The organism is Pseudomonas sp. NPDC090233 (assembly GCF_044772285.1).
Lineage (GTDB): Bacteria > Pseudomonadota > Gammaproteobacteria > Pseudomonadales > Pseudomonadaceae > Aquipseudomonas.
This window is the reverse complement of sequence record NZ_JBIVYQ010000003.1, coordinates 662,134-688,406: the sequence shown is the minus strand read 5'-3', so window position 1 is coordinate 688,406 and position 26,273 is coordinate 662,134. Positions and strand designations below refer to the sequence as shown.

The 26,273-nt window shown below is 60.7% G+C and carries 24 protein-coding genes and 1 pseudogene; 17 read left to right on the top strand and 8 right to left on the bottom strand.

Translation table 11 applies throughout. The features are described from left to right. Positions 1-206 precede the first annotated feature (206 nt). Genes ACIQUF_RS11320 through ACIQUF_RS11310 form a run of 3 tightly spaced genes read left to right on the top strand, consistent with a single transcriptional unit; the run spans position 207 to position 3,769 of the window. Positions 207-866 carry a paraquat-inducible protein A gene (locus tag ACIQUF_RS11320; RefSeq protein ID WP_403131376.1) on the top strand — a complete coding sequence of 220 codons (660 nt, stop codon included), beginning with the start codon at positions 207-209 and terminating at the stop codon, positions 864-866. Next, positions 853-1,476, top strand: coding sequence for a paraquat-inducible protein A (locus ACIQUF_RS11315; RefSeq protein WP_403131374.1), 624 nt, complete (start codon positions 853-855; stop codon positions 1,474-1,476). The genes ACIQUF_RS11320 and ACIQUF_RS11315 overlap by 14 nt, the downstream gene beginning before the upstream one ends. Further along, complete coding sequence (locus ACIQUF_RS11310; RefSeq protein WP_403131372.1) at positions 1,469-3,769, top strand: MlaD family protein; 2,301 nt, start codon at positions 1,469-1,471, stop codon at positions 3,767-3,769. Before ACIQUF_RS11315 ends, ACIQUF_RS11310 begins: the two co-directional genes overlap by 8 nt. A 114-nt stretch (positions 3,770-3,883) precedes the next feature. On the opposite strand, the gene rpsT is transcribed toward ACIQUF_RS11310, so the two are convergent. After that, complete coding sequence (rpsT, locus tag ACIQUF_RS11305) at positions 3,884-4,162, bottom strand: 30S ribosomal protein S20 (protein WP_003247625.1); 279 nt, start codon at positions 4,160-4,162, stop codon at positions 3,884-3,886. Positions 4,163-4,412: 250 nt separating this feature from the next. On the opposite strand from rpsT, the gene murJ reads away from it, so the two are divergent. The 6 genes from murJ (at position 4,413) to ispH (ending at position 11,754) form a co-directional block, all read left to right on the top strand. Then, a complete protein-coding gene (murJ, locus tag ACIQUF_RS11300) occupies positions 4,413-5,951 on the top strand; it encodes a murein biosynthesis integral membrane protein MurJ (RefSeq protein ID WP_403131371.1) in 1,539 nt (512 codons plus the stop codon). 118 nt (positions 5,952-6,069) lie between these two features. Continuing rightward, positions 6,070-7,020 carry a bifunctional riboflavin kinase/FAD synthetase gene (gene ribF, locus ACIQUF_RS11295; RefSeq protein WP_403131370.1) on the top strand — a complete coding sequence of 317 codons (951 nt, stop codon included), beginning with the start codon at positions 6,070-6,072 and terminating at the stop codon, positions 7,018-7,020. Next, positions 7,017-9,854 (top strand): isoleucine--tRNA ligase, encoded by a 2,838-nt coding sequence (gene ileS / locus ACIQUF_RS11290; RefSeq protein ID WP_403131368.1) that lies wholly within the window; start codon positions 7,017-7,019, stop codon positions 9,852-9,854. Before ribF ends, ileS begins: the two co-directional genes overlap by 4 nt. After that, positions 9,847-10,362, top strand: a complete 516-nt coding sequence (gene lspA / locus ACIQUF_RS11285; RefSeq protein WP_403131366.1) for a signal peptidase II — start codon at positions 9,847-9,849, stop codon at positions 10,360-10,362. Before ileS ends, lspA begins: the two co-directional genes overlap by 8 nt. Beyond that, positions 10,355-10,792: an FKBP-type peptidyl-prolyl cis-trans isomerase gene (fkpB, locus tag ACIQUF_RS11280; RefSeq protein WP_012270371.1), complete on the top strand. Its 438-nt coding sequence runs from the start codon at positions 10,355-10,357 to the stop codon at positions 10,790-10,792. Before lspA ends, fkpB begins: the two co-directional genes overlap by 8 nt. A 14-nt stretch (positions 10,793-10,806) precedes the next feature. Further along, entirely contained in the window at positions 10,807-11,754 is a 948-nt protein-coding gene (gene ispH, locus ACIQUF_RS11275) for a 4-hydroxy-3-methylbut-2-enyl diphosphate reductase (protein WP_400798041.1), read from the top strand. Here ispH and ACIQUF_RS11270 read toward each other — a convergent pair whose 3' ends face one another. Beyond that, a complete protein-coding gene (locus tag ACIQUF_RS11270; protein ID WP_403131364.1) occupies positions 11,755-12,234 on the bottom strand; it encodes a GspH/FimT family pseudopilin in 480 nt (159 codons plus the stop codon). It abuts the gene before it with no gap. A gap of 107 nt (positions 12,235-12,341) precedes the next feature. On the opposite strand from ACIQUF_RS11270, the gene ACIQUF_RS11265 reads away from it, so the two are divergent. Genes ACIQUF_RS11265 through thiO form a run of 5 tightly spaced genes read left to right on the top strand, consistent with a single transcriptional unit; the run spans position 12,342 to position 15,201 of the window. Further along, positions 12,342-12,545, top strand: a complete 204-nt coding sequence (locus ACIQUF_RS11265; protein ID WP_403131363.1) for a prepilin-type N-terminal cleavage/methylation domain-containing protein — start codon at positions 12,342-12,344, stop codon at positions 12,543-12,545. Beyond that, positions 12,542-13,192 carry a PilW family protein gene (locus tag ACIQUF_RS11260; RefSeq protein ID WP_403131361.1) on the top strand — a complete coding sequence of 217 codons (651 nt, stop codon included), beginning with the start codon at positions 12,542-12,544 and terminating at the stop codon, positions 13,190-13,192. The genes ACIQUF_RS11265 and ACIQUF_RS11260 overlap by 4 nt, the downstream gene beginning before the upstream one ends. Then, on the top strand, positions 13,189-13,662 hold the full coding sequence (locus tag ACIQUF_RS11255; RefSeq protein WP_403131360.1) for a hypothetical protein: 474 nt from the start codon (positions 13,189-13,191) through the stop codon (positions 13,660-13,662). The genes ACIQUF_RS11260 and ACIQUF_RS11255 overlap by 4 nt, the downstream gene beginning before the upstream one ends. Before the next feature lies 1 nt (position 13,663). Next, on the top strand, positions 13,664-14,053 hold the full coding sequence (locus ACIQUF_RS11250) for a type IV pilin protein (protein ID WP_403131359.1): 390 nt from the start codon (positions 13,664-13,666) through the stop codon (positions 14,051-14,053). 53 nt (positions 14,054-14,106) lie between these two features. Next, positions 14,107-15,201, top strand: coding sequence for a glycine oxidase ThiO (gene thiO, locus ACIQUF_RS11245; protein WP_403131358.1), 1,095 nt, complete (start codon positions 14,107-14,109; stop codon positions 15,199-15,201). Positions 15,202-15,287: 86 nt separating this feature from the next. On the opposite strand, the pseudogene ilvA reads toward thiO, so the two are convergent. The 6 genes and pseudogenes from ilvA to ACIQUF_RS11215 all read right to left on the bottom strand — a co-directional run. After that, positions 15,288-16,796 (bottom strand): annotated as a pseudogene (gene ilvA / locus ACIQUF_RS11240) (threonine ammonia-lyase, biosynthetic); the annotation flags it as partial. Beyond that, a complete protein-coding gene (locus tag ACIQUF_RS11235; protein ID WP_403131357.1) occupies positions 16,793-17,692 on the bottom strand; it encodes a DMT family transporter in 900 nt (299 codons plus the stop codon). The pseudogene ilvA and the gene ACIQUF_RS11235, both read right to left, overlap by 4 nt. Before the next feature lie 62 nt (positions 17,693-17,754). Then, positions 17,755-18,483, bottom strand: coding sequence for a 2OG-Fe dioxygenase family protein (locus ACIQUF_RS11230; protein ID WP_403131355.1), 729 nt, complete (start codon positions 18,481-18,483; stop codon positions 17,755-17,757). A gap of 27 nt (positions 18,484-18,510) precedes the next feature. Beyond that, positions 18,511-19,659, bottom strand: a complete 1,149-nt coding sequence (locus ACIQUF_RS11225) for a fatty acid desaturase (RefSeq protein WP_403131354.1) — start codon at positions 19,657-19,659, stop codon at positions 18,511-18,513. A 484-nt stretch (positions 19,660-20,143) separates the two neighbouring features. Then, positions 20,144-20,374, bottom strand: a complete 231-nt coding sequence (locus ACIQUF_RS11220) for a PP0621 family protein (RefSeq protein WP_403131352.1) — start codon at positions 20,372-20,374, stop codon at positions 20,144-20,146. A gap of 94 nt (positions 20,375-20,468) precedes the next feature. After that, positions 20,469-21,488 (bottom strand): outer membrane protein assembly factor BamD, encoded by a 1,020-nt coding sequence (locus ACIQUF_RS11215; protein ID WP_403131350.1) that lies wholly within the window; start codon positions 21,486-21,488, stop codon positions 20,469-20,471. Between the two features lie 147 nt (positions 21,489-21,635). On the opposite strand from ACIQUF_RS11215, the gene rluD reads away from it, so the two are divergent. The 3 genes from rluD (at position 21,636) to clpB (ending at position 26,041) form a co-directional block, all read left to right on the top strand. Further along, a complete protein-coding gene (rluD, locus tag ACIQUF_RS11210; protein WP_403131348.1) occupies positions 21,636-22,598 on the top strand; it encodes a 23S rRNA pseudouridine(1911/1915/1917) synthase RluD in 963 nt (320 codons plus the stop codon). Beyond that, complete coding sequence (gene pgeF, locus ACIQUF_RS11205) at positions 22,595-23,335, top strand: peptidoglycan editing factor PgeF (protein ID WP_403131346.1); 741 nt, start codon at positions 22,595-22,597, stop codon at positions 23,333-23,335. The genes rluD and pgeF overlap by 4 nt, the downstream gene beginning before the upstream one ends. A 141-nt stretch (positions 23,336-23,476) precedes the next feature. After that, the gene (clpB, locus tag ACIQUF_RS11200; protein WP_400798010.1) at positions 23,477-26,041 is read left to right on the top strand and encodes an ATP-dependent chaperone ClpB; all 2,565 of its coding nucleotides are present in this window, start codon (positions 23,477-23,479) and stop codon (positions 26,039-26,041) included. Positions 26,042-26,273: the final 232 nt, after the last annotated feature.

Sequence of the window (26,273 nt, the reverse complement as noted above, 5' to 3'; positions counted from 1 at the left end):
AGTAGTGAAACGATGCATCGCCGATGGTAGTGTGGGGTTTCCCCATGTGAGAGTAGGTCATCGTCAAGATTCATTTCGCAAAACCCCTATCTGCGCGAGCAGGTAGGGGTTTTGTCTTTCTTGAGCTCCTTTTGCCGGAAAGTCGACTCCCACATTTCGAGCTGGAACACTAGAATAGAGCCGACGTACCTATTCAGAACCTCGAGATGCCCAACCCAGTCGAACCCCAAGCGTTAGAGCAGTTGCCGCTCGAGGAGTTGGTCGCCTGTCACGAATGCGACCTGCTCATGCGCAAGCCACAACTGCAGCATGACGAAAAAGCCCTGTGCCCGCGCTGTGGCTATGAGCTGTACGCTCACCGGCATAATGTGGTCAATCGCAGCCTTGCCCTGGTACTGACGGCGCTGCTGCTGTTCGTCCCAGCCAACTTCCTGCCGATCATGCAGTTACATCTGCTAGGCCAGACTTCAGACGATACGGTCTGGAGTGGCGTGGTTGGCCTGTACAACTCGGAAATGCGCGGTGTCGCCGTCGTGGTGTTTCTCTGCAGCATGGCGATCCCCTTCCTCAAGTTGATGTGCCAGCTGCTAGTGCTGCTGAGTATCCGTCTGAACGTAGGGCGCAGTTATGGCCTGCTGTGCTATCGCATCTATCACCACCTGCGTGACTGGGGCATGCTCGAGGTCTATTTCATGGGCGTGCTGGTCGCGATCGTCAAGCTGGTCGATCTGGCTGAATTGACCGTGGGCCTGGGTCTGTTCTGTTTCATCAGCCTGCTGCTGATTCAGGTATGGCTGGAAGTGGTGATGTCACCACACCAGATCTGGAGCGCTTTGTCAGGGGAGGATCTCCATGCGGGCGATTGATGCAGGCATTCTGGTCTGCAATGAGTGTCATGAGCTGAACAGGCATGAGCCCGACAGTGCTTCGCAGGCCTGTACGCGTTGTGGGGCCATCGTGCATGCCCGGCGCCCCAACAGCATCATACGGACGTGGGCACTGCTGATTGCCGCCTCGATTCTGTACATACCCGCCAACATGCTGCCGATCATGACCGTCAGCACACTGGGGCAGGGTAGCCCGGATACCATCATGTCCGGCGTCATTACCCTGCTCAAGCATGGCATGGTGCCGATTGCCGCAGTGGTGTTCATCGCCAGTATCCTGGTGCCCACCTTCAAGCTGGTGGGTATCGGCCTGCTGCTGTATTCAGTGCAGCGCCGTCAGCCCTTGTCGGCACGGCAGCGCATCTTCATGTACCGCTTCATCGAATTCATTGGTCGCTGGTCAATGCTGGACATTTTCGTCATCGCCATCCTGGTGGCCGTGGTGAATTTCGGCCGCATTGCCAGTGTCGAAGCCAACCTGGGCGCTGTCGCCTTCGCTACTGTGGTGATTCTCACGATGCTCGCTGCTTTAACTTTCGATCCCCGACTGATCTGGGATAACACGGAGTCGGATGACGACCATGAGTGACATGCCAACGGCTAAAACCCGTCCCGCTTCCAATTGGTCGGCCATCTGGATTCTGCCGCTGATCGCGCTGATGATCGGCGGCTGGTTGGCCTGGCAGGCCTACCGCGACGCCGGTGTGGAAATCGAGGTTCGTTTCGAAAGCGGTGAAGGTATCGTCGCCAACAAGACCGAGGTGATCTACAAAGGCATGCCGGTCGGCAAGGTGAAGAGCCTGGTGCTCGATGCTCAGGGCGAGAAGCAGGGGGTGATCGCCACCATCGAGATGAACAAGGCGGCTGAACCACACCTGACCAAGGGCACACGCTTCTGGCTGGTCAAGCCGAGCGTCACCCTGGCAGGTATTTCCGGACTTGAGACACTGGTATCAGGCAATTACATTGCCGTAAGCCCTGGCGAGGGTGAGCGCACCAAGCGTTTCACCGCCTTGAAGGTAGCGCCACCGCTTTCCGACAGCGAGCCGGGCCTGCACCTTACCCTCAAGGCCGACCGCCTGGGCTCGCTCAATCGTGACAGCCCAATTTTCTACAAGCAGATCCAGGTTGGTCGGGTGAAGAGCTATCGCCTGTCCGAAGACCAGAGCACAGTCGAGGTCAAAGTGTTCATCGAGCCGGCCTACGCCAGCCTGGTGCGCAAACACACGCGCTTCTGGAACGCCAGCGGCATCAGCATCGATGCAGACCTGTCTGGTGTGAAGGTGCGCAGCGAGTCGTTGTCCAGCATCGTTGCAGGCGGCATCGCCTTCGCCACGCCGGAACATCGCAAGGATAGCCCGCCCACCGACCCGGGCCTGCCGTTCCGTCTGTATGAAGACTTCGACGCCGCCCAGGCGGGTATCCGCGTCAAGGTCAAGCTGAGTGACTATGAGGGCCTGCAGGCGGGTCGCACGCCGGTCATGTACAAAGGTATTCAGGTCGGTTCGCTGAAAACCCTGAAGATGGAAGACAACCTTGGCAGTGCCATGGCCGAACTGACCCTGGACCCGCTGACTGAAGATTACCTGGTCGACGGTACGCAGTTCTGGGTGGTCAAGCCTTCCATCTCCCTGGCAGGTATCACCGGCCTGGAAGCCTTGGTCAAAGGTAACTACATCGCCATTCGCCCGGGTGACAAGGGTGCCACGCCGCAGCGCGAGTTCGAGGCACGTGCCAAGGCGCCGCCCTTGGACCTCAAGGCGCCGGGCCTGCACATGGTGCTGTTCGCCGATACCCTCGGTTCGCTGGAGGTCGGCAGCCCGGTAATGTACCGCCAGGTCAAGGTGGGTAGCGTGCAGAGCTACCAGTTCGCCCGCAACAGCAACCGCATCCTGATCGGTGTGCACATCGAGAAGGAATACGAGAATCTGGTCAACGGCTCCTCGCGTTTCTGGAATGTCAGCGGTATTACCCTCACGGGCGGCCTTTCAGGCATCAAGATCAAGAGCGAATCGCTGCAGACCCTGATGGCCGGCGGTATCGCCTTTGATACGCCAACGCCGAACGTGGCGCTAAAGCGCCATATCCCACGCTTCCGCCTGCATGATAGCCAGGAGGCGGTAAACCGCGCCGGTACGCTGATCACCATCCGCGTGGACCGTGCCGATGGGCTCAAGCCGGGTACGCCGATTCGCTTCCGTGGCCTGGATGTAGGCAGTATTGAAAGTGTCGACCTGACCAAGGATTTGCAGGCGGTACTGCTGCGTGCACGTATCACCGAATCGGCGGATCGCATCGCGCGGGCTGGAACGCAGTTCTGGGTGGTGAAGCCGGCGCTTGGTCTGGTGCGCACCGAGAACCTCGATACGTTGATTGGCGGGCAGTACCTGGAGGTGCAGCCGGTGGTGAAGGACAAAGGCCCGCAGCGCGATTTCATCGCCCTGGCCGATGCGCCTGAGGTCACCGGCGTGGAAGTGGGCCTGCCTCTGACGCTAAGTGCTCCGAGGCGGGGATCGATCAAGCCGGGCGTGCCGGTCACCTACCGTGAAGTGGCGGTAGGCAAGGTGACCGGTTTCGAGCTGGGCCAGACGGCGGACCGCGTACTGATTCATATCCTGATCGAACCACGCTACGCAGCCTTGGTGCGTGGCGGAAGCCGGTTCTGGAACAGCAGCGGTTTCGGTTTCGACTGGGGGCTGTTCAAAGGCGCTACTGTGCGTACCGAGTCGCTGGAGACGCTCATCGATGGTGGCATTGCGTTCGCCACGCCTGATGGCGAGCAGATGGGCAACCCGGCGCGGCCGCAACAGACCTTTGCCTTGTTCGACAAGCCGGAAGATGCCTGGCTACAGTGGGCGCCAAAGATTCAGATCGCCAAGTGATGGATCAGGGGCTGCCAGGTGCAGCCCCTTTTTTTCAACGTATGTATGCGCCCGTTATAAATCGCAGGCAATAAAAAACCGACCCTAGGGTCGGTTTTTCGACTAAAGCGTCGCTTAGGCAGCTGCAGCTTCTTTCAGCGCCTTGATGTGGCCATTCAGACGGCCTTTGTGGCGAGCAGCTTTGTTCTTGTGGATGATACCTTTGTCGGCCATACGGTCGATTACTGGTACAGCCAGAACGTAAGCGGCTTGCGCTTTTTCGGCGTCTTTTGCGTCGATGGCTTTAACTACATTCTTGATGTAGGTGCGGACCATGGAACGCAGGCTGGCGTTGTGGCTGCGACGCTTCTCAGCCTGTTTTGCACGTTTCTTGGCGGAAGGTGTGTTGGCCACCGTCGAGCTCCTCGAAAGACTTTAGGTAAATAGCAAACAAAATAGGCCGCGAATCATGCCGATGACTGGATCGGATGTCAAGGCCACCTGCAAGGTTCCGCCGAGCGGCGCACCAACAGGAGGGAAATATTCCTTTCTGCTGTACGACCTGTAAACTCGGGAATTTTTGGCTCCCCTGCGAAGGCGCGGGAGTATCGCACATTCGGCCGCTGTCTGGCAGCGTCCTTTGCCCTTGGCGTGAATCTTTTCGATGAACCTGCTCAAATCCTTGGCTGCAGTCAGCTCCATCACCATGATTTCCCGGGTGCTGGGCTTCGTGCGTGACACCATACTGGCCCGTATTTTCGGTGCCGGCGTTGCCACCGACGCCTTCTTCATCGCCTTCAAACTACCCAATCTGCTGCGGCGGATTTTTGCCGAGGGCGCGTTTTCCCAGGCCTTCGTGCCGATCCTGGCCGAATACAAGACCCAACAGGGCGAAGAGGCGACGCGTACCTTCATCGCTTATGTCAGTGGCCTGTTGACGTTGGTCCTGGCTCTGGTCACGGTGATCGGCATCTTCGCCGCTCCCTGGGTGGTCTGGGCCACCGCGCCGGGCTTTGTCGACAATGCCGAGAAGTACCAGCTGACCACCGACCTGCTGCGGGTGACCTTTCCTTATATATTGCTGATCTCGCTGTCTTCCCTGGTCGGCGCGATCCTCAATACCTGGAACCGCTTCTCGGTCCCGGCTTTCACCCCGACCCTGCTCAACGTGGCGATGATCATCTTCGCCGTGCTGCTCACGCCGTATTTCGACCCGCCGATTATGGCGCTAGCCTGGGGCGTGCTGGCCGGCGGCCTGGCGCAGTTGCTGTATCAGCTGCCGGCGTTGAAGAAGATCGGCATGCTCGTGCTGCCGCGCCTGAACCTGCGTGACAGCGGCGTGTGGCGGGTGCTCAAGCAGATGCTGCCGGCCATTCTTGGCGTATCGGTCAGCCAGATTTCGCTGATCATCAACACCATCTTCGCCTCCTTCCTGGTGGCCGGCTCGGTGTCGTGGATGTACTACGCCGACCGCCTGATGGAGCTGCCTTCGGGTGTGCTTGGCGTAGCGTTGGGCACAATCCTGCTGCCGACCCTGGCCAAGACCTACGCCAACAAGGATCGCGAGGAGTACTCGCGGATCCTCGACTGGGGCCTGCGCCTGTGCTTCCTGCTGGTATTGCCGTGCACCCTGGCCCTGGCGGTCCTGGCCGAGCCACTGACCGTGGCGCTGTTCCAATATGGCAAGTTCAGCGCCTTCGACGCAGCGATGACCCAGCGCGCGCTGATCGCCTATTCGGTAGGCCTGCTGGCAATCATTCTGGTCAAGGTGCTGGCACCGGGCTTCTATGCGCAGCAGAATATCCGTACGCCTGTGCGAATCGCGATTTTCACCCTGGTCTGCACCCAGTTGTTCAACCTGGCCCTGGTCGGCCCGCTGCAACACGCCGGCCTTGCTTTGGCGATCAGCCTGGGCGCCTGCCTCAATGCCGGCCTGTTGTTCTGGAAGCTGCGCAGCAAGCAGTTGTTCCAGCCGCAGCCGGGCTGGACCATGTTCCTGCTCAAGCTGGTGCTGGCGGTTACCTTGATGGTGGCGGTGCTGCTGGTGGGCATGCACTACCTGCCGGCCTGGGAACAAGGCAACATGTTGCAGCGATTCATGCGCCTGGGCGCGTTGATCGCGGCCGGTATCGTGACCTATTTTGGTTGCCTCTACGTGTGCGGTTTCAGGCCTCGTCATTTCGCCCGCAAGGCCCTGCATTGAAGTAGAAGGCGGGTCAGGCGTCGGTTTTTCATCTTCCACGCCGCACCCTGGCGCTGCTGCCTGTCACCAACGCCCGGGTGTGGTTATAATCGGCCACTTTATGAGCAAGAAGCGCGTTATGCAGCTGGTTCGAGGTCTTCACAACCTGCGCCCCGAGCACCGGGGCTGTGTCGCCACCATTGGCAACTTCGACGGGGTTCATCGTGGCCACCAGGCGATCCTGGCGCGCCTGCGCGAGCGCGGCCATGAATTGGGCCTGCCGACGTGCGTGGTGATCTTCGAGCCGCAGCCGCGCGAGTATTTCGCCCCGGACACCGCGCCGGCCCGCCTGGCACGTTTGCGTGACAAGGTCGAGCTGCTGGCCGCCGAAGGGATTGACCGGGTCCTGTGCCTGGCCTTCAACCAGCGCCTGAGCAAGCTCAGCGCCGACGAGTTCGTCAAGGCGATCCTGGTCGACGGCCTCGGCGTGCGCCATCTCGAAGTGGGCGACGACTTCCGCTTCGGTTGCGACCGTGCTGGCGATTTCGCCTTCCTGATCGAGGCTGGCAAGCAGTACGGCTTCACCGTCGAAGCGGCCAACACGGTGATCCAGGATGGCCTGCGGGTCAGCAGCACCGAGGTGCGCAAAGCGCTGGCCGAGGGCAACTTCGAACTCGCCGAGCACCTGTTGGGCCGCCCTTACCGCATCACCGGGCGTGTGCTGCACGGCCAGAAGCTGGCCCGCCAGCTCGGCACGCCCACCGCCAACATCCAGCTCAAGCGCCGCCGCGTGCCGCTGTCCGGGGTTTACCTGGCCAGCATCGAAATCGACGGCAAGGCCTGGCCGGGCGTTGGCAACATCGGGGTGCGCCCGACGGTGGCCGGTGACGGCCGCCCGCACCTCGAGATACATCTACTGGACTATGCCGGCGATCTGTATGGCCGGCGCCTGACGGTGGAATTCCACCACAAGCTGCGCGAAGAGCAGCGATTCGCCTCCCTGGAGGCGCTGAAGTCGGCGATCGATGCGGATATCGCCGCCGCACGTGCACATTGGCACGCTCAACCGCTAACCAAGAGCCTGAAATGACCGACTACAAAGCCACGCTTAACCTTCCGGACACCGCCTTCCCCATGAAGGCCGGCCTGCCTCAGCGCGAACCGCAAATTCTGCAGCGCTGGGACAGCATTGGCCTGTACCAGAAGCTGCGCGAAATTGGCAAGGATCGTCCGAAATTCGTCCTGCACGACGGCCCGCCCTATGCCAACGGCAAGATCCACATCGGTCATGCGCTGAACAAGATTCTCAAGGACATGATCGTCCGCTCCAAGACCCTGTCGGGCTTCGACGCGCCGTACGTGCCGGGCTGGGACTGCCACGGTCTGCCGATCGAGCACAAGGTCGAAGTCACCCATGGCAAGCACCTGACCGCCGACCGCACCCGCGAGCTGTGCCGTGAGTACGCCGCCGAGCAGATCGAAGGGCAGAAGACCGAGTTCATCCGCCTGGGTGTGCTGGGTGACTGGGACAACCCGTACAAGACCATGAACTTCGCCAACGAGGCTGGTGAAATCCGCGCCCTGGCCGAAATGGTCAAGCAAGGTTTCGTGTTCAAGGGCCTCAAGCCTGTGAACTGGTGCTTCGACTGCGGTTCGGCCCTGGCCGAAGCCGAAGTCGAATACGCTGACAAGCAGTCCCAGACTCTAGATGTAGCCTTCCCGATTTCCGATACCGATGCCGGGAAACTTGCCTCTGCCTTCGGCCTGGCGAGCCTGCCCAAGCCAGCGGGTATGGTGATCTGGACCACTACGCCATGGACTATTCCGGCCAACCAGGCGCTGGCCGTACATGCCGATTTCAGCTATGCCCTGGTGGACGTGGGTGATCGTCTGTTGGTGCTGGCCGAAGAGTTGGTGCAGGCGTGTCTGACCCGTTATGGCAGGGAAGGGCAGGTGATCGCTTGCGCCCCGGGTTCCGCGCTTGAGCTCATCAATTTCCGCCATCCCTTCTACGACCGCCCGTCTCCTGTATATCTTGCCGATTATGTCGAGCTCAGCGCCGGTACGGGTATCGTGCATACCTCGCCTTCCTATGGCGAAGATGACTTTGTCACCTGCAAACGCTACGGCATGCATAACGACGAAATCCTCACGCCAGTGCAGAGTAATGGCGTGTATGTACCGTCCCTGGAGTACTTCGGGGGCCAGTTTATTTTCAAGGTCGGCCCAGCCATCATCGAGAAGCTGCGAGAAGTCGATGCGCTGATGCACACGGAAACCATCAAGCACAGCTACATGCACTGCTGGCGCCACAAGACCCCGCTGATCTACCGCGCCACCGCGCAGTGGTTCGTCGGCATGGACAAGCAGCCAACCACCGGCGAGCCGCTGCGTGAGCGCGCGCTCAAGGCCATCGAAGACACCACGTTCGTCCCGGCCTGGGGCCAGGCGCGCCTGCACTCGATGATCGCCAACCGTCCGGACTGGTGCATCTCGCGTCAGCGCAACTGGGGCGTGCCGATTCCGTTCTTCCTGCACAAGCAGACCGGCGAGCTGCACCCGCGTACCGTCGAGCTGATGGAAGCCGTGGCTGCGCGCGTCGAACAAGAAGGCATCGAGGCCTGGTTCAAGCTGGACGCCGCCGAACTGCTCGGTGACGAAGCCGGCCAGTACGACAAGATCAGCGACACCCTGGACGTCTGGTTCGACTCCGGCACCACCCACTGGCATGTGCTGCGTGGCTCGCACGACATCGGCCATGCCACCGGCCCGCGCGCCGACCTTTACCTGGAAGGTTCCGACCAGCACCGCGGCTGGTTCCATTCGTCGCTGCTGACCGGTTGCGCCATCGACAACCACGCGCCGTACCGCGAGCTGCTGACCCACGGCTTCACCGTGGACGAGAACGGCCGCAAGATGTCCAAGTCGCTGGGCAACACCATCGAGCCGGAGAAGGTCAACAACACCTTGGGTGCCGACATCCTGCGCCTGTGGGTCTCGGCCACCGACTACTCCGGTGAAATGGCGGTTTCCGAGCAGATCCTGCAGCGCAGCGCCGACGCCTACCGGCGTATCCGCAACACCGCGCGCTTCCTGCTCTCCAACCTGTCCGGCTTCGACCCGGCCCGTGACCTGCTGAAGCCGGAAGAGATGATCGCCCTGGACCGCTGGGCGGTGGACCGTGCCCTGCTGCTGCAGCGCGAGCTGGAAGAGCACTACGGCGAATACCGCTTCTGGAACGTCTACTCGAAGATCCACAACTTCTGCGTGCAGGAGCTGGGCGGCTTCTACCTCGATATCATCAAGGACCGCCAGTACACCACCGGCGCCAACAGTGTCGCTCGCCGTTCCTGCCAGACCGCGCTGTACCACATCAGCGAGGCACTGGTGCGCTGGATCGCGCCGATCCTGGCCTTCACCGCCGATGAAATCTGGCAGTATCTGCCGGGCGAGCGCAACGAGTCGGTGATGCTCAACGGCTGGTACCAGGGCCTGAGCGAACTGCCGGAAAGCAGCGAGCTGGACCGTGCCTACTGGGACCGCGTGATGGCAGTCAAGGCTGCGGTCAACAAAGAGCTGGAAAACCAGCGGACCGCCAAGGTCATCGGCGGCAACCTGCAGGCTGAAGTCACCCTGTTCGCCGAAGAAGGCCTGAGCGCCGACCTGGCCAAGCTGGGCGACGAGCTGCGCTTCGTGCTGATCACCTCCGCAGCCAGCGTGGTGCCATTCGCCCAGGCGCCGGCCGAAGCCGTGGTCACCGAAGTCGAAGGCCTCAAGCTGAAAGTGGTCAAGTCCGGACATGCCAAGTGCGGCCGTTGCTGGCACTTCCGCGCCGACGTCGGCAGCCACCCGGAGCACCCGGAAATCTGCAACCGTTGCGTCGACAACCTGAGCGGCTCCGGTGAGGTGCGCCACTATGCCTAACCCTTCGGTAGGGCGCTTCGGGCGCCTTCCCTGGCTGTGGCTGAGCTTGTTGGTCCTGGTCCTCGACCAGGCCACCAAGCTGTACTTCAACAACGCCCTGACCATGTACCAGCAGATCGTCGTCATCCCAGACTACTTCAGCTGGACGCTGGCCTATAACACGGGCGCCGCATTCAGCTTCCTCGCCGATGGTGCTGGCTGGCAGCGTTGGCTGTTCGCCCTGATCGCCGTGGCGGTCAGTGCCGTGCTGGTGGTCTGGCTCAAGCGCCTGGGGCGCAACGAGACCTGGCTGGCGGTGGCGCTGGCTCTGGTGCTGGGTGGAGCCATTGGCAACCTGTACGATCGCGTCGTGCTTGGCCATGTGGTCGACTTCATCCTGGTGCACTGGAAGAACACCCATTACTTCCCAGCCTTCAATATTGCTGACAGCGCCATCACCGTTGGCGCGGTAATGCTGGCGCTGGACATGTTCAAGAGCAAGAAGTCCGAGGATCCGGTCCATGACTGACACCCGCATCGGCCAGAACACCGAAGTTACCCTGCACTTCGCGTTGCACCTGGAAAACGGCGACACCGTCGACAGCACGTTCGACAAGGCCCCGGCCACCTTCAAGGTTGGCGACGGCAACCTGCTGCCTGGCTTCGAAAGCGCGTTGTTCGGCTTCAAGGCCGGCGACAAACGCACGGTGGTGGTGGCTCCGGAGAATGCCTTCGGCCAGCCTAACCCGCAGAATGTGCAGGTCATGCCGAGGTCCAACTTCGAGGGCATGGAGCTGTCCGAGGGGCTGCTGATCATCTTCAACGATGCCGCCAACACCGAGCTGCCGGGAGTGGTCAAAGCGTTCGACGATGACCAAGTGACCATCGACTTCAATCACCCACTGGCTGGCAAGACCCTGACCTTCGAGGTGGAGATCCTCGAGGTGAAGGCCCTGTAAGCCTGGAGCCGAGCATGCAAATCAAACTCGCCAACCCTCGCGGCTTCTGCGCCGGGGTCGACCGGGCGATCGAGATCGTCAACCGTGCGCTGGAAGTTTTCGGCCCGCCGATCTATGTGCGCCATGAAGTGGTGCACAACAAGTTCGTGGTGGAAGACCTGCGCAACCGTGGCGCCATCTTCGTCGAAGAGCTGGACCAGGTGCCCGACGACGTCATCGTCATCTTCAGTGCCCACGGTGTTTCCCAGGCCGTGCGCCAGGAAGCCGCCGGCCGTGGCCTGAAAGTGTTCGACGCCACCTGCCCGCTGGTGACCAAGGTGCATATTGAGGTCGCCAAGTACAGCCGCGACGGCCGTGAGTGCATTCTCATCGGCCACGAAGGGCACCCGGAAGTCGAAGGCACCATGGGCCAATACGACGCCAGCAACGGCGGCGCCATCTACCTGGTCGAAGACGAGGACGATGTCGCCAAGCTGGAAGTGCGCGACCCGGACCACCTGGCCTTCGTCACCCAGACCACGCTGTCGATGGATGACACCAGCCGTGTCATCGACGCCCTGCGCGCACGCTTCCCGAACATCGGCGGCCCGCGCAAGGACGACATCTGCTACGCCACCCAAAACCGCCAGGACGCGGTCAAGCAACTGGCCGGTGAATGCGACGTGGTGCTGGTGGTGGGCAGCCCCAACAGCTCCAACTCCAACCGCCTGCGTGAGCTGGCCGAGCGCATGGGGACCCCGGCCTATCTGATCGATGGCGCCGAAGACATGCAGCGCGGCTGGTTCGACCAGGCGGCACGCATCGGTATAACCGCCGGTGCTTCGGCCCCCGAAGTGCTGGTGCGTGGCGTGATCGACCAGCTCAAGGCCTGGGGCGCCACCGGCGCCGAGGAGCTGGATGGGCGCCCGGAGAACATCACGTTCTCCATGCCCAAAGAGCTGCGGGTCCGCTCGCTGATCTGATCAGGGTTTTGCGCACAGTGAATCTTGCCGTTCATCTGTGCGCAGCCTGATCCTGCCGCTGCTGGCCAAAACCACTTGAAAGTGGCTTGGCCGCACGGCGTTCTCGCACAATTCCAGCCTGCCACCGAAGCCGTTCCACGGAGTGCCCAGGGCACTGAACCGGACCTCCCCACCCGTAGTTGCCAAAATGTTCACTGGCCGAGCAAGACGCTGCTCCCGCAGTATTTGCCGATTATGTTCCAGCATCACTCGCCAACCTCTTCCCCAATCTTTTTCCAACGATTGCACCAGCACTGGCTGACTTTGCAATATGGCGTGGCTGCGCGCGCTGCGCAGCGCCTGGGCCAGGTCGCGGGCCACCGCCGCTTTGTGTAGGTTTTCGCTCAATTTTGCGTAGGCCGGCAGGCCGAGCTGTGTCAGTACCGCAGCCAAGGCCAGTGCAAACATCATTTGTATCAGTGTTACGCCCTGTTGCTTCATCGTGCATTCCTCCCTGGAAGTGCTTGGCTTAGCTTCAGGCTCACCGGACAAGAGGTCCAGTCGCCAGGTTTTAAGCCATCGCGGGAAAAGTCGCAGGAGGTGCAGGGATGCACGCAAGGCAACGGGGCATGACGCTCTTGGAAGTATTATTGGCTGTGGGGGTGGTGGGTGCGGGGATGTTCGCCGCAGCGGCATTGCAGATCCAGGCACTGCAAGCCACCGAGGCGGGGCATCGAGAGGTACAAGGGGCGCTGGCCGCGCACAGCCTGCATGAGCGGGCCAGGGCTGCAGGCACGGTGCGCCAGCCATGAGGCGAAGGCACAGAGGCTTCGGCCTGGTCGAAGCCATGCTGGCGCTTGCCATTGGGCTGATGCTGCTCACGGCAGCCAGCCGGATTTTCGTTTCGGCCCACCAGAGCTGGCGGTTGCAGGGCGCGGCGCTACTCATGCAGGCAGACGCCCGGCTGGTGTTGCTGCGCATCGCCCAGGATATCCGCATGGCTGGCATGTTCGGTTGCTTGCGCCTGAAGCCGGGTGACTTCAAGGATTCCGCCTCGCGCGCTGCCTTTGCCCAGCCTTTGCAAGTACGCTCAACCAACCTGACCCTGACTGTGGCAGAGCTTCCCGGATACGCCGGGGCGCCGGAGTGGACGTTGCAAACGGACTGCATCCGCGACGTGCTGGTTGGCGAGAACCTGGACAAAAGCACTGACCGACTTTTGTCGTATGCGGTCAGCCGACATATCTATCGACTCTCGGGGACCACGCTGTCTTTCAAGCGAGGGAAGGACAACTTCCAGCCGCTGATAGACCATGTGCGCGAGCTACGTTTCGAGCACGTGCAAACGCTTGAAGGCGGGCGAGTCGATATCGCACTGACGTTGTACGAGCCGACGTTGGAGATCGAGCAGCACTACGACCTCAGCGTGGCAGTCCGCAACCCGCAGGCCCAACCATGAAGCGTCAGCGTGGCGTGGTACTTCTGCTGGCGCTGGTCCTGAGCCTGTTGCTAGGCCTGCTGGCGGCATCCGCTCTGCGTGATGCGCTGCTGGAGACACGCATGAGCGGCTACTTGCGCGACGGCTTACAAGCCTTCGAGCAGGCAGAGGCCACATTGCAGGCCGCTGAGGACGAAGTGCTACGTGCGCCGCCAGCCTTGTGTCAGGTCTGCCTGCCACCTGCGCGCCCCCATGAACTGGAAGGGCAATGGCAAGCCAGCAATGCCGGCTTCTTTCAACTGCAAAATCTGGGCGTAAGCACGCGTGCCCTTCACATGCCGGAGGGCGAGCCTGTCACGCTGTACCGCGTCACGGCCGTCAGTCGGCAGCTCGCGGCAAGGCAAGTACTGGAAACGGTCTATGCCGTCCCGGCCGCTCAAGCGCAAGCGCCCCAGCGCATTCTCTGGCGACAAAGACTGAAGGAAGACTGACATGCAGCAAGGCCTGAGTCTGATCGAGTTGTTGATTGTCGTAGCCGTCACCGGCATTCTGGCAGCCATTGCCTACCCCAGTTACAGCGACCAGCTCAGGCGAGCCGCACGCAGCGAAGTGGTTGGCCTGTTGCATGACGCCGCCTTGCGCCTGGAGCGCCATCGCGTGCGCACCGGCCAGTACGCCGAGGGCGACCCGGCATTGCCCACCGCCAACCGTTACTACAGCCTGCAGGCCGAACGCGGCAGCGACACTTTCACGCTTCGCGCACGGCGGCTGCCGCATGGCCTGATGGCCGAGGACCGCTGTGGCGATTTTCAGCTCGACCAGGCTGGCGTGCAGAGCAATCCTGGCGGCACCGAGGCCAGCGAGCGCTGTTGGGGAAGCTGAAGGTTGAATGATGCACGTGCATCGCGGTTTTACTTCAGGTGTTGGATCGACAGATGAGCAAGCGAGTAGTGGTGGTCGGTGGCGGGGTGATCGGCCTGCTGACGGCGTTCAACCTGGCGGCGAAGGTTGGCCAGGTGGTGGTGTGCGATCAGGGCGAAGTGGGGCGCGAGTCGTCCTGGGCCGGCGGCGGTATCGTCTCGCCGTTATACCCGTGGCGTTACAGCCCGGCAGTAACCGCCCTGGCGCACTGGTCGCAGGATTTTTATCCACAGCTGGGCGAGCGCCTGTTCGCCAGCACCGGCGTCGACCCCGAAGTCTACACCACCGGCTTGTACTGGCTTGACCTGGACGACGAGGCCGAGGCCCTGGCCTGGGCTGATCGCGAGCGGCGGCCACTGAGCGCGGTGGATATCTCTGCAGCCTACGACGCTGTCCCGGTGCTGGGTCCTGGCTTCAAACACGCCATCTACATGGCCGGTGTGGCCAATGTGCGCAACCCGCGGCTGGTGAAATCGCTCAAGGCGGCGCTGCTGGCATTGCCCAACGTGACCTTGCGCGAACACTGCCAGATCACCGGGTTCGTTCAGGAGGGTGGGCGTGTCACTGGCGTGCAGACGCAAGACGGCGCGTTGCAGGCCGATGAGGTGGTGCTCAGTGCTGGCGCCTGGAGCGGTGACCTGCTGCGCACGCTAGGCCTTGAGCTGCCGGTGGAGCCGGTAAAGGGCCAGATGATTCTGTTCAAGTGTGCCGAGGACTTTTTGCCGAGCATGGTGCTGGCCAAGGGGCGCTACGCGATTCCGCGACGTGACGGGCATATTCTGGTGGGGAGTACGCTGGAACATGCCGGGTATGACAAGACGCCGACCGAAGATGCGCTGGCAAGCCTCAAGGCTTCCGCCATCGAACTGCTACCAGCGCTCAAGGACGCCACGGTCGTGGCGCACTGGGCAGGGTTGCGACCAGGGTCGCCGGAAGGTATTCCTTTCATCGGTCCGGTCCGGGAGCACGCAGGTCTGTGGCTGAACTGCGGGCATTACCGTAATGGGTTGGTATTGGCGCCTGCCTCATGCCAGTTGCTGGCGGACCTGATGACTGGGCAACCCCCGGCAATTGCGCCTGCTGCTTACGACCCCCAAGGCCGTATTTAGAAGGAGCAACCGATGGCCGGGACCGGCTCCAGGACTTGATGCTGATGCGTGGTCTCGTGGAGCCGGCCTTGTTCATCGGTGGGGGGGCCAAGAAACAGGCTGTATGCCGGGTTTGACGTCTCATCGTGATAGGGGTAGCCAAGTCCGTCGAGCACACTGCACATGTTCACCCTCTCGGCCTGGGGAACATTCAGCCCAATAAGTACGTAGCCTTGCGCTATACCGTGGTGGCGGTAATGGAACATGGAAATGGCCCAGCGCATGTCCAGATTTTCCAGGAACCGGAACAGCGCCCCCGGTCTTTCAGGGAACTCGAAACTGAGCACTACTTCATCGCGTGCATCAGCGTTGCGCCCGCCGACCATATGACGGACATGCTGTTTTGCGCATTCGTTCGCGGTTAGATCTCGGACCTCGAAACCAAAGGAGCTGAGCATGCGTAACAACGGTACCTGGCCCGGATTCTGCGGGTCGGTTCGAACCCCCAGAAGTACCTGCGCATCGGGGCCGTCCTGGCTGCGCAGACTCAACTCGGTGATCGCGTGCCCCTCCAGCAGCTCGCATAACGACCAGAAGCTGCCTTTAAGATCCGAAAGGGTTACAGCGCAGAGGATCTCCTTGCCTCGACCCAGTTCGGCTCGCTCGGCCACGTGACTCAGCCGGTCGAAATTGATATTGGCCCCCGAGTTGACGGCAACCAGTTGTTTGCCGACGCAGCGGGTAGTTGCCACGTAACGCTTGATTCCCGCAACAGCCAAGGCGCCCGAGGGCTCGAGTATGGATCGGGTATCCTCGAACACTGCCTTGATAGCCGCGCAGATCTCGTCGTTGCTCACCGTAATGACGTGGTCCACATGGGTTTGGCACAGCTCGAAGGGGTAACGACCGATTTGATTGACGGCAACACCGTCGGCAAATTTGTCGACCTGTGACAGCGTTATTCGTTCACCTGCCTGCAGTGCTTTTTGGAGGCAGTTGGAGTCCTCCGGCTCAACCCCGATGATCAGTGTTTGCGGGCGTGCATACTTGATGTAGGCGGCGATGCCGGCAATCAGCCCGCCACCGCCGACCGGTACGAAGATCGCATCGGGCTCTGGAAGTTGTTCGAGGATTTCCACGCCTACGGTCCCTTGGCCGGCGATGACATCCGGATCATCGTAGGGGTGAACGAACGTCAGATCCTGCTGTTTGCACAGGCTTAATGCATAGGCCAGCGCGCAGGCAAATGTTTCGCCATGCAGCACTACGGTGGCACCACGGGAACGTACACCTTTGACCTTGATAGCGGGTGTGGTTATCGGCATGACGATGGTTGCCGGGCAGCCCATGGCCAGCGCAGCCAAGGCAAGCCCTTGGGCATGATTGCCCGCCGATGCGGTAATCACTCCTCGCTGGCGCTGCTCGACAGTCATGTTGGCCAGTTTGTTATATGCACCGCGCAGCTTGAACGAATAGACCGGTTGCAGATCCTCGCGCTTGAGTAGTATCCGGTTATTCAGCTGCGCCGATAACTGCGGCGCATCCTGTAGGGCAGTCTTGTGAGCCACGTCATATACCCTTGCCCGCAAGATGCGTTTGACATAGTCGGTACTCATTGCTTGCTGCCCTCCATGTCTGGCGCATCCGGGGGTGTACAGCCAGCGCGTTTTTCGAGCGCGTGGATGACCATGCCGTGGTTGTAGGCGAGCCCCGATGCCAGGATCAGTACAGCGCCCAAACCCTGGCTGATACTAATGATGTGACCGAAGGCAAAGTAATCAACGATGAGTGCCACCAATGGGTAAACGAAACCGAACACTGCCAGGCTGGTGGTGGTTGCTTTCTTGAATGCGGTGTATAGCAGCAGGTACATGAACGTGGTGTGGAACAGGCCGAGTGTTGCGATGGCACCCCAATGCGCTGTGGTAGTGGGCAACACGGTGAGGTCGGCAATGAACAGAAACACCAGGGTGCCAACGATCATGTGGCTGCTGGCGATGACTTCCGGGCGCATTTCATTAGCAATCTGGCGAGTCAGCAGCGTTGTTATCGCATAGAGAATTGCGGCTGCCATCGCACTGAGGCAGCCTAGCAGGAAGCGCTCGTCGAGGCTGGCCTGCTCGGGTCTGATGATGACAACAAGGCCGATGAAGGCCAGCGTCAGCCACAACAGGTTTGAGCGCTTCACGCGTTCTTTCATCAACAGCATGCTGCTGAACAAGAGGAAGAAGGGCTGCAGATGATAGATGATGGTAGTGATGCCGATGCTGGTGAGTTTGTAAGCCGTAAAAAGGAATACCCAGTTGAAGATGAGAGTCAGCGCCCCCAGCAGCAAGTAGATACCTTGCCGCTGGGTGATTCGCAACGAGCGGTAGAAGCCTTTGCAGAGGCAATACAGGATGAGCCCACTGCCGCCGATCGCGCAGCGAAAGAACACCACATTGAATGGGCTTTGGTCTGAGGACACCACGAAGAAACCGATGGTCCCCGAAATGATCATGGCCAGGATCATGGCCAAACGCCCTTGCTTCTCTTCTGTTATTGCACTCAAGGTCTACTACTCCGGTAGGCTGTTTACTTCTGTTGCAGATCCGCTTCCAGGTTGATCAACATCACGTCCCGGTAGGCCGTGCCTCCTGACGACCCCAGAGGCGTGACGGCGTGCTTCTTCATGGTGTCCACCACCAAGGTATCGAAAGGCGCTACCAGCCGCAGTACGTTGGTGGGCTTGTTGTCCATACCAGAGATCACATTATCGGCGCCTAGCGCATTGGCGGTGAGTTCCACCAGGTGGATGAACACCAAGGGTTCATCATCGAGGTGCAGCCAGACAGGTGAACTATAGGAAGCGCCGCCTTGCTCTGCCTTGTAACGGATGAAGTGAACACTGAGATTTAGCGAAGTGCGGCCCTGTCGCTCACAGTAGATGCGCATCAGTTCGGCGTCTTGATTGAGGATGTGGACAAATGTCTTGTTGCTGACAAGCGATGGGCAGATAGCGGGGAATACGCGAACTTTACCGCCGTCCGAATCATTCGCGCCGTAAGATTGGAAGTAACTCTGATTCGTTGCGAGTTGCAGGTCGCAGGTAAAGGGATTGAAGACGATTTTAATCATGCCGCGGTCTCGCACGGCAGGCGCATAGGGGTCTTCGGATACTTGCGAATGATAGAAGGCGCGGAAGTCGCTTAAGTCTGCCTCGCTGATGGACTGCATATAGTAGTCGCTAGCGATGAAGCGATAGCCATCAACGATATTTAGCGGGTTTTCACATTCGACAGTGCGTTCGGCAACGGCGTGCATTTGAAGTCCTTGTCTTGAAAGAGTCTGTCAGTTGAGGCGATAGCGTATGTTGCTAAGATCGATGATTTCTTCGGAGTTACTGATGCCGCTCAAGGTGTATTCCAGGGCATTGGCGAAGCCCCATATGTCGGTGTAGGAATACTCTCCAGCGTTGGCATGCTTGATGATTTCTTCTTCCCTTGCCTGAATTGAATCTGGCCAGTTGCGCTTTCCGCCATGTCGATGATGCCAGTCGTGCACGGCGAGGGAGCCCTGTACGAACAGGATCCGGCAAGGCAGGTGCCAGAACAGGTGACGAACTGTCCACAGGACCCACATGGGGGTAAGGGTTACCCAACTGCTGCCGCAGGGGGTGGCTTCACCGCAGAAACGGCCCAGGCTGTTGTTGACGTGGGAGGACTTCACTGTTTCACCCGCCTTGCGAATGACCCAGACATGCTCGGTCACTAGGTGCAGGATCGAACAGACTTGATAGACCAGTACCAAAGGCAACAGTACGGCCAAACAGAATGCTTCGATGCCGATGGTTTGGGCCAGTGCGGTTAAAGCCCCAAACCAGGCAACGCTCATCAGGATGCGATAGAGCGGCGGCCCGATGAGGTTTGACTTGAGGCGTCCAAACAGAAATTTGAGATGAAAAACCGGGTTGATGCACTGTAGGAACAGGATCATTTTTAACTCGGCCACTGTCTTGCCTGGGGTCAGTCCCATGCGATAAATCGCAGCCAGATCTTGGTCGCCCGTGGTGGAAAAATCGCTGCCATGGTGTTCAAACACGTGAAACTGTCGATAGATGTCATAGGGCTGGACAACCGTGATGGTCGACAGGATTTCCGAAAGGATGCGGTTTTTCAGTGGGCTGGCGAACAGCGTGTGATGAACGGCATGGTGGATAATAGTTGCGACAATGTAGCGGGCTCCCCCTGCGGTGAAGATGACCGATGGGATCAACCAGAGGGGGTGGTAGTCCTCAAGCACAACCAGCAGCGACGCTGCAAAGCCACCCAACAGCCAAATGCAGGACCAAATCAGGCATTCAACAGGTGACGTTGACCAGCGTGGCTGGCGGCCGCGTAGTTCTTTCCCGGTTAGCCATGTCCAAAAGGCTTGCAAGGGTAATGCCGAATAGCTTTCTCTGATGCGTACAGACTCATCCAATAAGTCTTTATTATTCATGTTAAATCCGGTTAATAGATGCCTATCTGCCAAACCATGGAAGGTTGGCAGTTCGATACTTAACGGCCAAGGCCGCTAGTGATATGGCGCAGTTTGCCAATTGACGACCACAGAAAAATCTACCCGTGCTCGCAGAAATCAATGCGTGCAGGGCAGCGGCGGCCGTGGCTCAGATATCAGAGGCGCAAGACAAAGTGGAGTTGTATCGGTGGGGGCCGTTTAAAAACGGTGGCGGGGGAGGTGCGAGGCGGGGTGACACTATATGCATCATGCATAAAGAAGCTCCAGTTTTCAGATACTGCAATCACGTCATAATTTTCTATCACCTAAAGCGGCACCACATTTTTTGAACGCGGTGGTAGGAGTACTGCTTGCAACTTATGGTTGCAAATTAGTTTTTTACAATACGGGGCTAAATTCGCTTTGTAAAGCCGGATACGCAAAAACGCTCGATCCGGCATAGAACATCTTGACCGCAGTGCGTTCAGCCTTGCCGCCCTGGCCCTTGCTCCAGATGCGCCGGGCTGCAATACCACTCATTGCCTCGGTGTAGCGCCCGGTCATTGGGCAGGTGCACGCCGCAATGGGCGCAGCGCACCATCTGCAACGGCGCGTCGAGTTTTGGCTTGGACGGCGATTGCTGGCTGATCTTGAATTTGCGCCACAGCCAGAACGCGGCGGCGATCAGGGCGATCCAGAAAAGTAGGCGAACCATGGTGTTCAGCTTGTCGAGAGAAGAAGCCGACAGTCTAGGGCGCGGCCAATAAAAAAGGGAGGCCTCAGGCCTCCCTTTCTTGTACCCCGGTGAATCAGTCGAACAGACCAAAGGTCATGTAGCTGAACCACGAGCGGTCTTTCTCGGCTTCTTTCGGCCCTTCCGGCAGGATCGGGTCGCCGTTTTCGTCTTTCGGCAGCAGGTCCTGCGGCATCTCGGCGCGGGCGTCCTGGAACTGGCGGACCACGTCCTGGTTGGCGCGGGTTTCACCCGGCGGCAGTGGCGTGTCGGTTTCGATCAGGCCCAGGGTGGCCTTGGACAGCCAGCCACGGCCATCAGACTCGGCCTGCTTGGGCTGGAATTCGCCATCGACCAGGCTCGGGTGATTCGGGTAGTTGAGCTTGAGGGTTTCCAGGCTGGTGGCAGCCAGCTCGTCCAGGTGCATCTTCTGGTACGCCTCGACCATCACTGCCAGGCCGTCGCCGACCGACGGGGTTTCCTGGAAGTTCTCGACCACGTAGCGGCCACGGTTGGCGGCAGCTACATAAGCCTGGCGGCTCAGGTAGTAGTCGGCCACGTGGATTTCATAGGAAGCCAGCAGGTTGCGCAGGTAGATCATGCGCTGCTTGGCGTCCGGCGCGTAGCGGCTGTTGGGGAAGCGGCTGGTCAGCTGGGCGAACTCGTTGTACGAGTCACGCGCGGCGCCCGGGTCACGCTTGGTCATGTCCAGCGGCAGGAAACGCGCCAGCAGGCCACGGTCCTGGTCAAACGAAGTCAGGCCCTTGAGGTAGTAGGCGTAGTCGACGTTCGGGTGCTGCGGGTGCAGGCGGATGAAACGCTCGGCAGCCGACTTGGCGGCCTCGGGCTCGGAGTTCTTGTAGTTGGCGTAGATCAGCTCCAGCTGCGCCTGGTCGGCATAACGGCCGAACGGGTAGCGCGACTCCAGGGCCTTGAGCTTGTTCACGGCGCTGTTGTAGCTGGAGTTGTCCAGGTCGGCCTGAGCTTGCTGGTACAGCTCGGTCTCGCTGAGGTTCTCGTCAATGACCTCTTTATTCGAGGAACAGGCCGCGGTAAGCCCGAGGATGGCGATCAGCAGCAGGTGTTTCACTTGCATGGCGGCTTGCGTCCCTTTGACGGCCGCTGTCTTGGGCGGTGCCGTCCTGTTATGATGAGCGCCCCGGCCAACCCCGGGACAAAAGAAGCCGTATTTAACCACAAGCGTGCAGCCGAAACCAAAGGCTGTACGCCCGCCGAATCGAGCATGTCCGAGATCATTCAACTTAGCGCAGAGGTACCGTCCGAACTGGGCGGTCAACGCCTCGACCAGGTCGCCGCCCAATTGTTCGCTGAATACTCGCGTTCGCGGCTTACTACGTGGATCAAAGAGGGCCGCCTGACGGTCGATGGCGCCGTCGTGCGCCCGCGTGACACCGTGCATGGTGGCTCGCTGCTGGCCCTGGAGGCCGAGCAAGAGGCCCAGGGCGACTGGGTCGCCGAAGACATCGAGCTGGATATCGTCTATGAAGACGACCACATCATGGTGATCAACAAGCCTGCCGGGCTGGTCGTTCACCCGGCCGCCGGTCACGCCAGCGGTACGCTGCTCAATGCCTTGCTGCACCACGTGCCAGATATCATCAACGTGCCGCGTGCCGGTATCGTTCATCGCCTGGACAAAGACACCACCGGTCTGATGGTCGTCGCCAAGACCCTGCAGGCGCAGACCAACCTGGTCGAGCAGCTGCAGAGCCGCTCCGTCAGCCGTATCTACGAATGCATCGTGGTCGGGGTGGTGATCGCCGGTGGCAAGATCGACGCCCCAATCGGCCGTCACGGTGGCCTGCGTCAGCGCATGGCGGTGACCGACGGTGGCAAGCCGGCGGTCAGCCACTACCGGGTGCTCAAGCGCTTCCGTTCGCACACCCATGTGCGGGTCAAGCTGGAAACCGGCCGGACCCACCAGATCCGCGTGCACATGGCGCATGTCGGTTATCCGCTGGTCGGCGACCAGACGTACGGCGTGCGTTTCCGCATTCCGCCGGCGGCCAGCGTGGCCATGGTCGAGGCGGTCAAGACCTTCCCGCGCCAGGCGCTGCACGCGCGTTTCCTGGCGCTGCGCCACCCCATCACCGGTGAAGTGATGAAGTGGGAATCGCCACTGCCAGATGATTTCACCTGGCTACTGTCGCTGCTCAACCAGGACCGCGAGAGCTTTATCGGATGAGTAGCCTGGCGCAGTCGCTGCTGTTCCCCGACTGGCCTGCCCCGGCCTCGGTTCGCGCCTGCGTCACCACCCGTCAGGGCGGCATCAGCCTGCCGCCCTACGAATCCTTCAATCTGGGCGACCACGTCGGCGACGCGCCGCAGGCGGTCGCCGAGAATCGCCGCCGCCTGAGCGATGAATTCGCCATCCTGCCCGCCTGGCTCAAGCAGGTGCATGGCTTGGTGGTGGCGGATGCCGACCCGTCCGTGGTCGCCGAAGCCGACGCCAGCTGGACCGACCAGCCCGGCATTGCCTGTACCGTGATGACGGCCGACTGCCTGCCCGTGCTGTTCTGCGACCGCGCCGGTACCCGTGTGGCGGCAGCCCATGCCGGCTGGCGCGGGTTGGCCGGTGGCGTGCTGGAAGCCACCCTCGATCGCTTGGCATTGCCACCTGAAGACGTACTGGTATGGCTCGGCCCGGCGATCGGCCCGCAGGCGTTCGAAGTGGGCCTGGAGGTGCGTGATGCCTTCACGGTCATGCACCCGGAGGCTGCAGAGGCCTTTGTCGAGGGTGAGCGCCCGGGCAAGCTGATGGCCGACATCTACAAACTGGCGCGCATTCGCCTGGCGGCGCGTGGCGTGACTGCCGTGTACGGCGGCGGTTTGTGCACGGTCAGTGATGAGCGGTTCTTCTCCTATCGCCGCACCCCGCAGGGTGGGCGCTTTGCTTCGCTGATCTGGCTGGCCCCCCGCTAATCCATCCGACTGACCCCGGTCAACCCCGCTACGCTTGAATCTTCCAGAATCACCCTTATCTATAAGGGCATCTCAGGCAGGTTTCTTCATGAACAGGCGCTGTCCATCGCTCCGACCTGCCCTTTAAAGGAAGGTACTCCCATGCGAATAGACCGTTTGACCAGCAAACTTCAATTAGCCATATCCGATGCCCAGTCCCTGGCCGTCGGCATGGACCACCCCGCCATCGAGCCCCTGCACCTGCTGCAGGCGCTGATCGAGCAGCAAGGTGGTTCGATCAAGCCGCTGCTGATGCAGGTCGGCTTCGACATCAACAGCCTGCGCCAGACGCTGGTGAAAGAACTCGACCAGCTGCCGAAAATCCAGAACCCGACCGGCGACGTGAACATGTCGCAGGACCTGGCGCGCCTGCTCAACCAGGCCGACCGCCTGGCCCAGCAGAAAGGTGACCAGTTCATTTCCAGCGAGCTGGTGCTGCTCGCCGCCATGGACGAGAACAGCAAGCTCGGCAAGCTGCTGCTGAGCCAGGGCGTGAGCAAGAAGGCCCTGGAAAACGCCATCAACAATCTGCGCGGCGGCGCAGCGGTGAACGACGCCAACGCCGAAGAATCGCGCCAGGCGTTGGACAAGTACACCGTCGACCTGACCAAGCGTGCCGAAGACGGCAAGCTCGACCCGGTGATTGGCCGTGACGACGAAATCCGCCGCACCATTCAGGTGCTGCAGCGCCGTACCAAGAACAACCCGGTGTTGATCGGTGAACCCGGCGTGGGCAAGACCGCCATTGCTGAAGGCCTGGCTCAACGCATCATCAACGGCGAAGTGCCCGACGGCCTCAAAGGCAAACGCCTGCTGGCGCTGGACATGGGCGCGCTGATCGCGGGTGCCAAGTACCGCGGCGAGTTCGAAGAGCGCCTAAAGTCGCTGCTCAACGAGCTGTCGAAGCAGGAAGGCCAGATCATCCTGTTCATCGACGAGCTGCACACCATGGTCGGCGCCGGTAAAGGCGAGGGCGCCATGGACGCCGGCAACATGCTCAAGCCGGCCCTGGCCCGTGGCGAGCTGCATTGCGTCGGTGCCACCACGCTCAACGAGTACCGCCAGTTCATCGAGAAGGACGCCGCACTGGAGCGTCGCTTCCAGAAGGTGCTGGTGGAGGAGCCGAGCGAGGAGGACACCATCGCCATCCTGCGTGGCCTGAAAGAACGCTATGAAGTGCACCACAAGGTGGCCATCACCGACGGCGCTATCATTGCCGCGGCCAAGCTCAGCCATCGCTACATCACCGACCGCCAGCTACCGGACAAGGCGATCGACCTGGTCGACGAAGCGGCCAGCCGCATCCGCATGGAGATCGACTCCAAGCCGGAAGTGCTCGACCGCCTCGACCGTCGCCTGATCCAGCTGAAGGTGGAATCCCAGGCGCTGAAGAAAGAAGAAGACGAAGCGGCGAAAAAACGCCTGGAAAAACTCCAGGAAGAAATCGAGCGCCTGGAGCGCGAGTATTCCGACCTGGAAGAAATCTGGGCGTCCGAAAAAGCGGAAGTGCAGGGCTCGGCGCAGATCCAGCAAAAGATCGAGCAGGCCCGCCAGGAGCTGGAAGCTGCCCGTCGCAAAGGCGACCTGAGCCGCATGGCCGAGCTGCAGTACGGGGTGATCCCGGACCTGGAGCGCAGCCTGCAGATGGTCGACCAGCATGGCAAGACGGACAACCAGCTGCTGCGCAACAAGGTCACCGAGGAAGAAATTGCCGAAGTGGTGTCCAAGTGGACCGGCATCCCGGTGTCCAAGATGCTCGAAGGCGAGCGTGAGAAGCTGCTGAAGATGGAAGACCTGCTGCACCAGCGCGTGATCGGTCAGCATGAAGCCGTCACCGCCGTGGCCAACGCCGTGCGCCGCTCGCGCGCCGGCCTGTCCGACCCGAACCGGCCAAGTGGTTCGTTCCTGTTCCTCGGCCCGACCGGCGTGGGCAAGACCGAACTGTGCAAGGCGCTGGCCGAGTTCCTGTTCGATACCGAAGAGGCCATGGTGCGCATCGACATGTCCGAGTTCATGGAGAAACACTCCGTGGCTCGCCTGATAGGTGCTCCGCCAGGGTATGTGGGTTATGAAGAGGGCGGTTACCTGACCGAAGCCGTGCGCCGCAAGCCTTACTCGGTGGTGCTGCTGGACGAGGTGGAGAAGGCCCACCCGGATGTGTTCAACGTGCTGCTGCAGGTGCTCGAGGATGGCCGCCTGACCGACAGCCATGGCCGCACCGTGGACTTCCGCAACACCGTGATCGTGATGACCTCCAACCTGGGCTCGGCGCAGATTCAGGAACTGGCCGGTGATCGTGAAGCACAGCGTGCGGCGGTGATGGATGCGGTAGGGGCGCACTTCCGTCCTGAGTTCATCAACCGGATCGACGAAGTGGTGGTATTCGAACCGCTGGGCCGCGAGCAGATCGCCGGTATCACCGAGATCCAGCTGGGCCGCCTGCGCAGCCGCCTGGCCGAACGCGAACTCGCACTGAGCCTGAGCCCGGAGGCGTTGGACAAGTTGATTGCCGTGGGTTACGACCCGGTGTATGGCGCACGGCCGCTGAAGCGGGCGATCCAGCGCTGGATCGAGAACCCGCTGGCGCAACTGATCCTGGCCGGCAAATTCCTGCCCGGCACCGCGATCACGGCCAAGGTGGAAGGCGAAGAAATCGTCTTTGCATAAGTAGCTGCATCATGAGCCCCGCTTCGGCGGGGCTTTTTTTCGCCGGGTGATCCCGCAAGGGCCCAGTAAAATCGGGGCTTGAAGACTTTATTGCATAACTTGCTGAAAATTTTGAAATTTCTGCTTGCATCAGAAAACGAGTGCCCCTAATATACGCCGCGTTGTCAGCCACTAAGCGAATCACCAGCAACATCGGCGATCGCAAAACAACTTACAAATCAGTAAGTTGAAT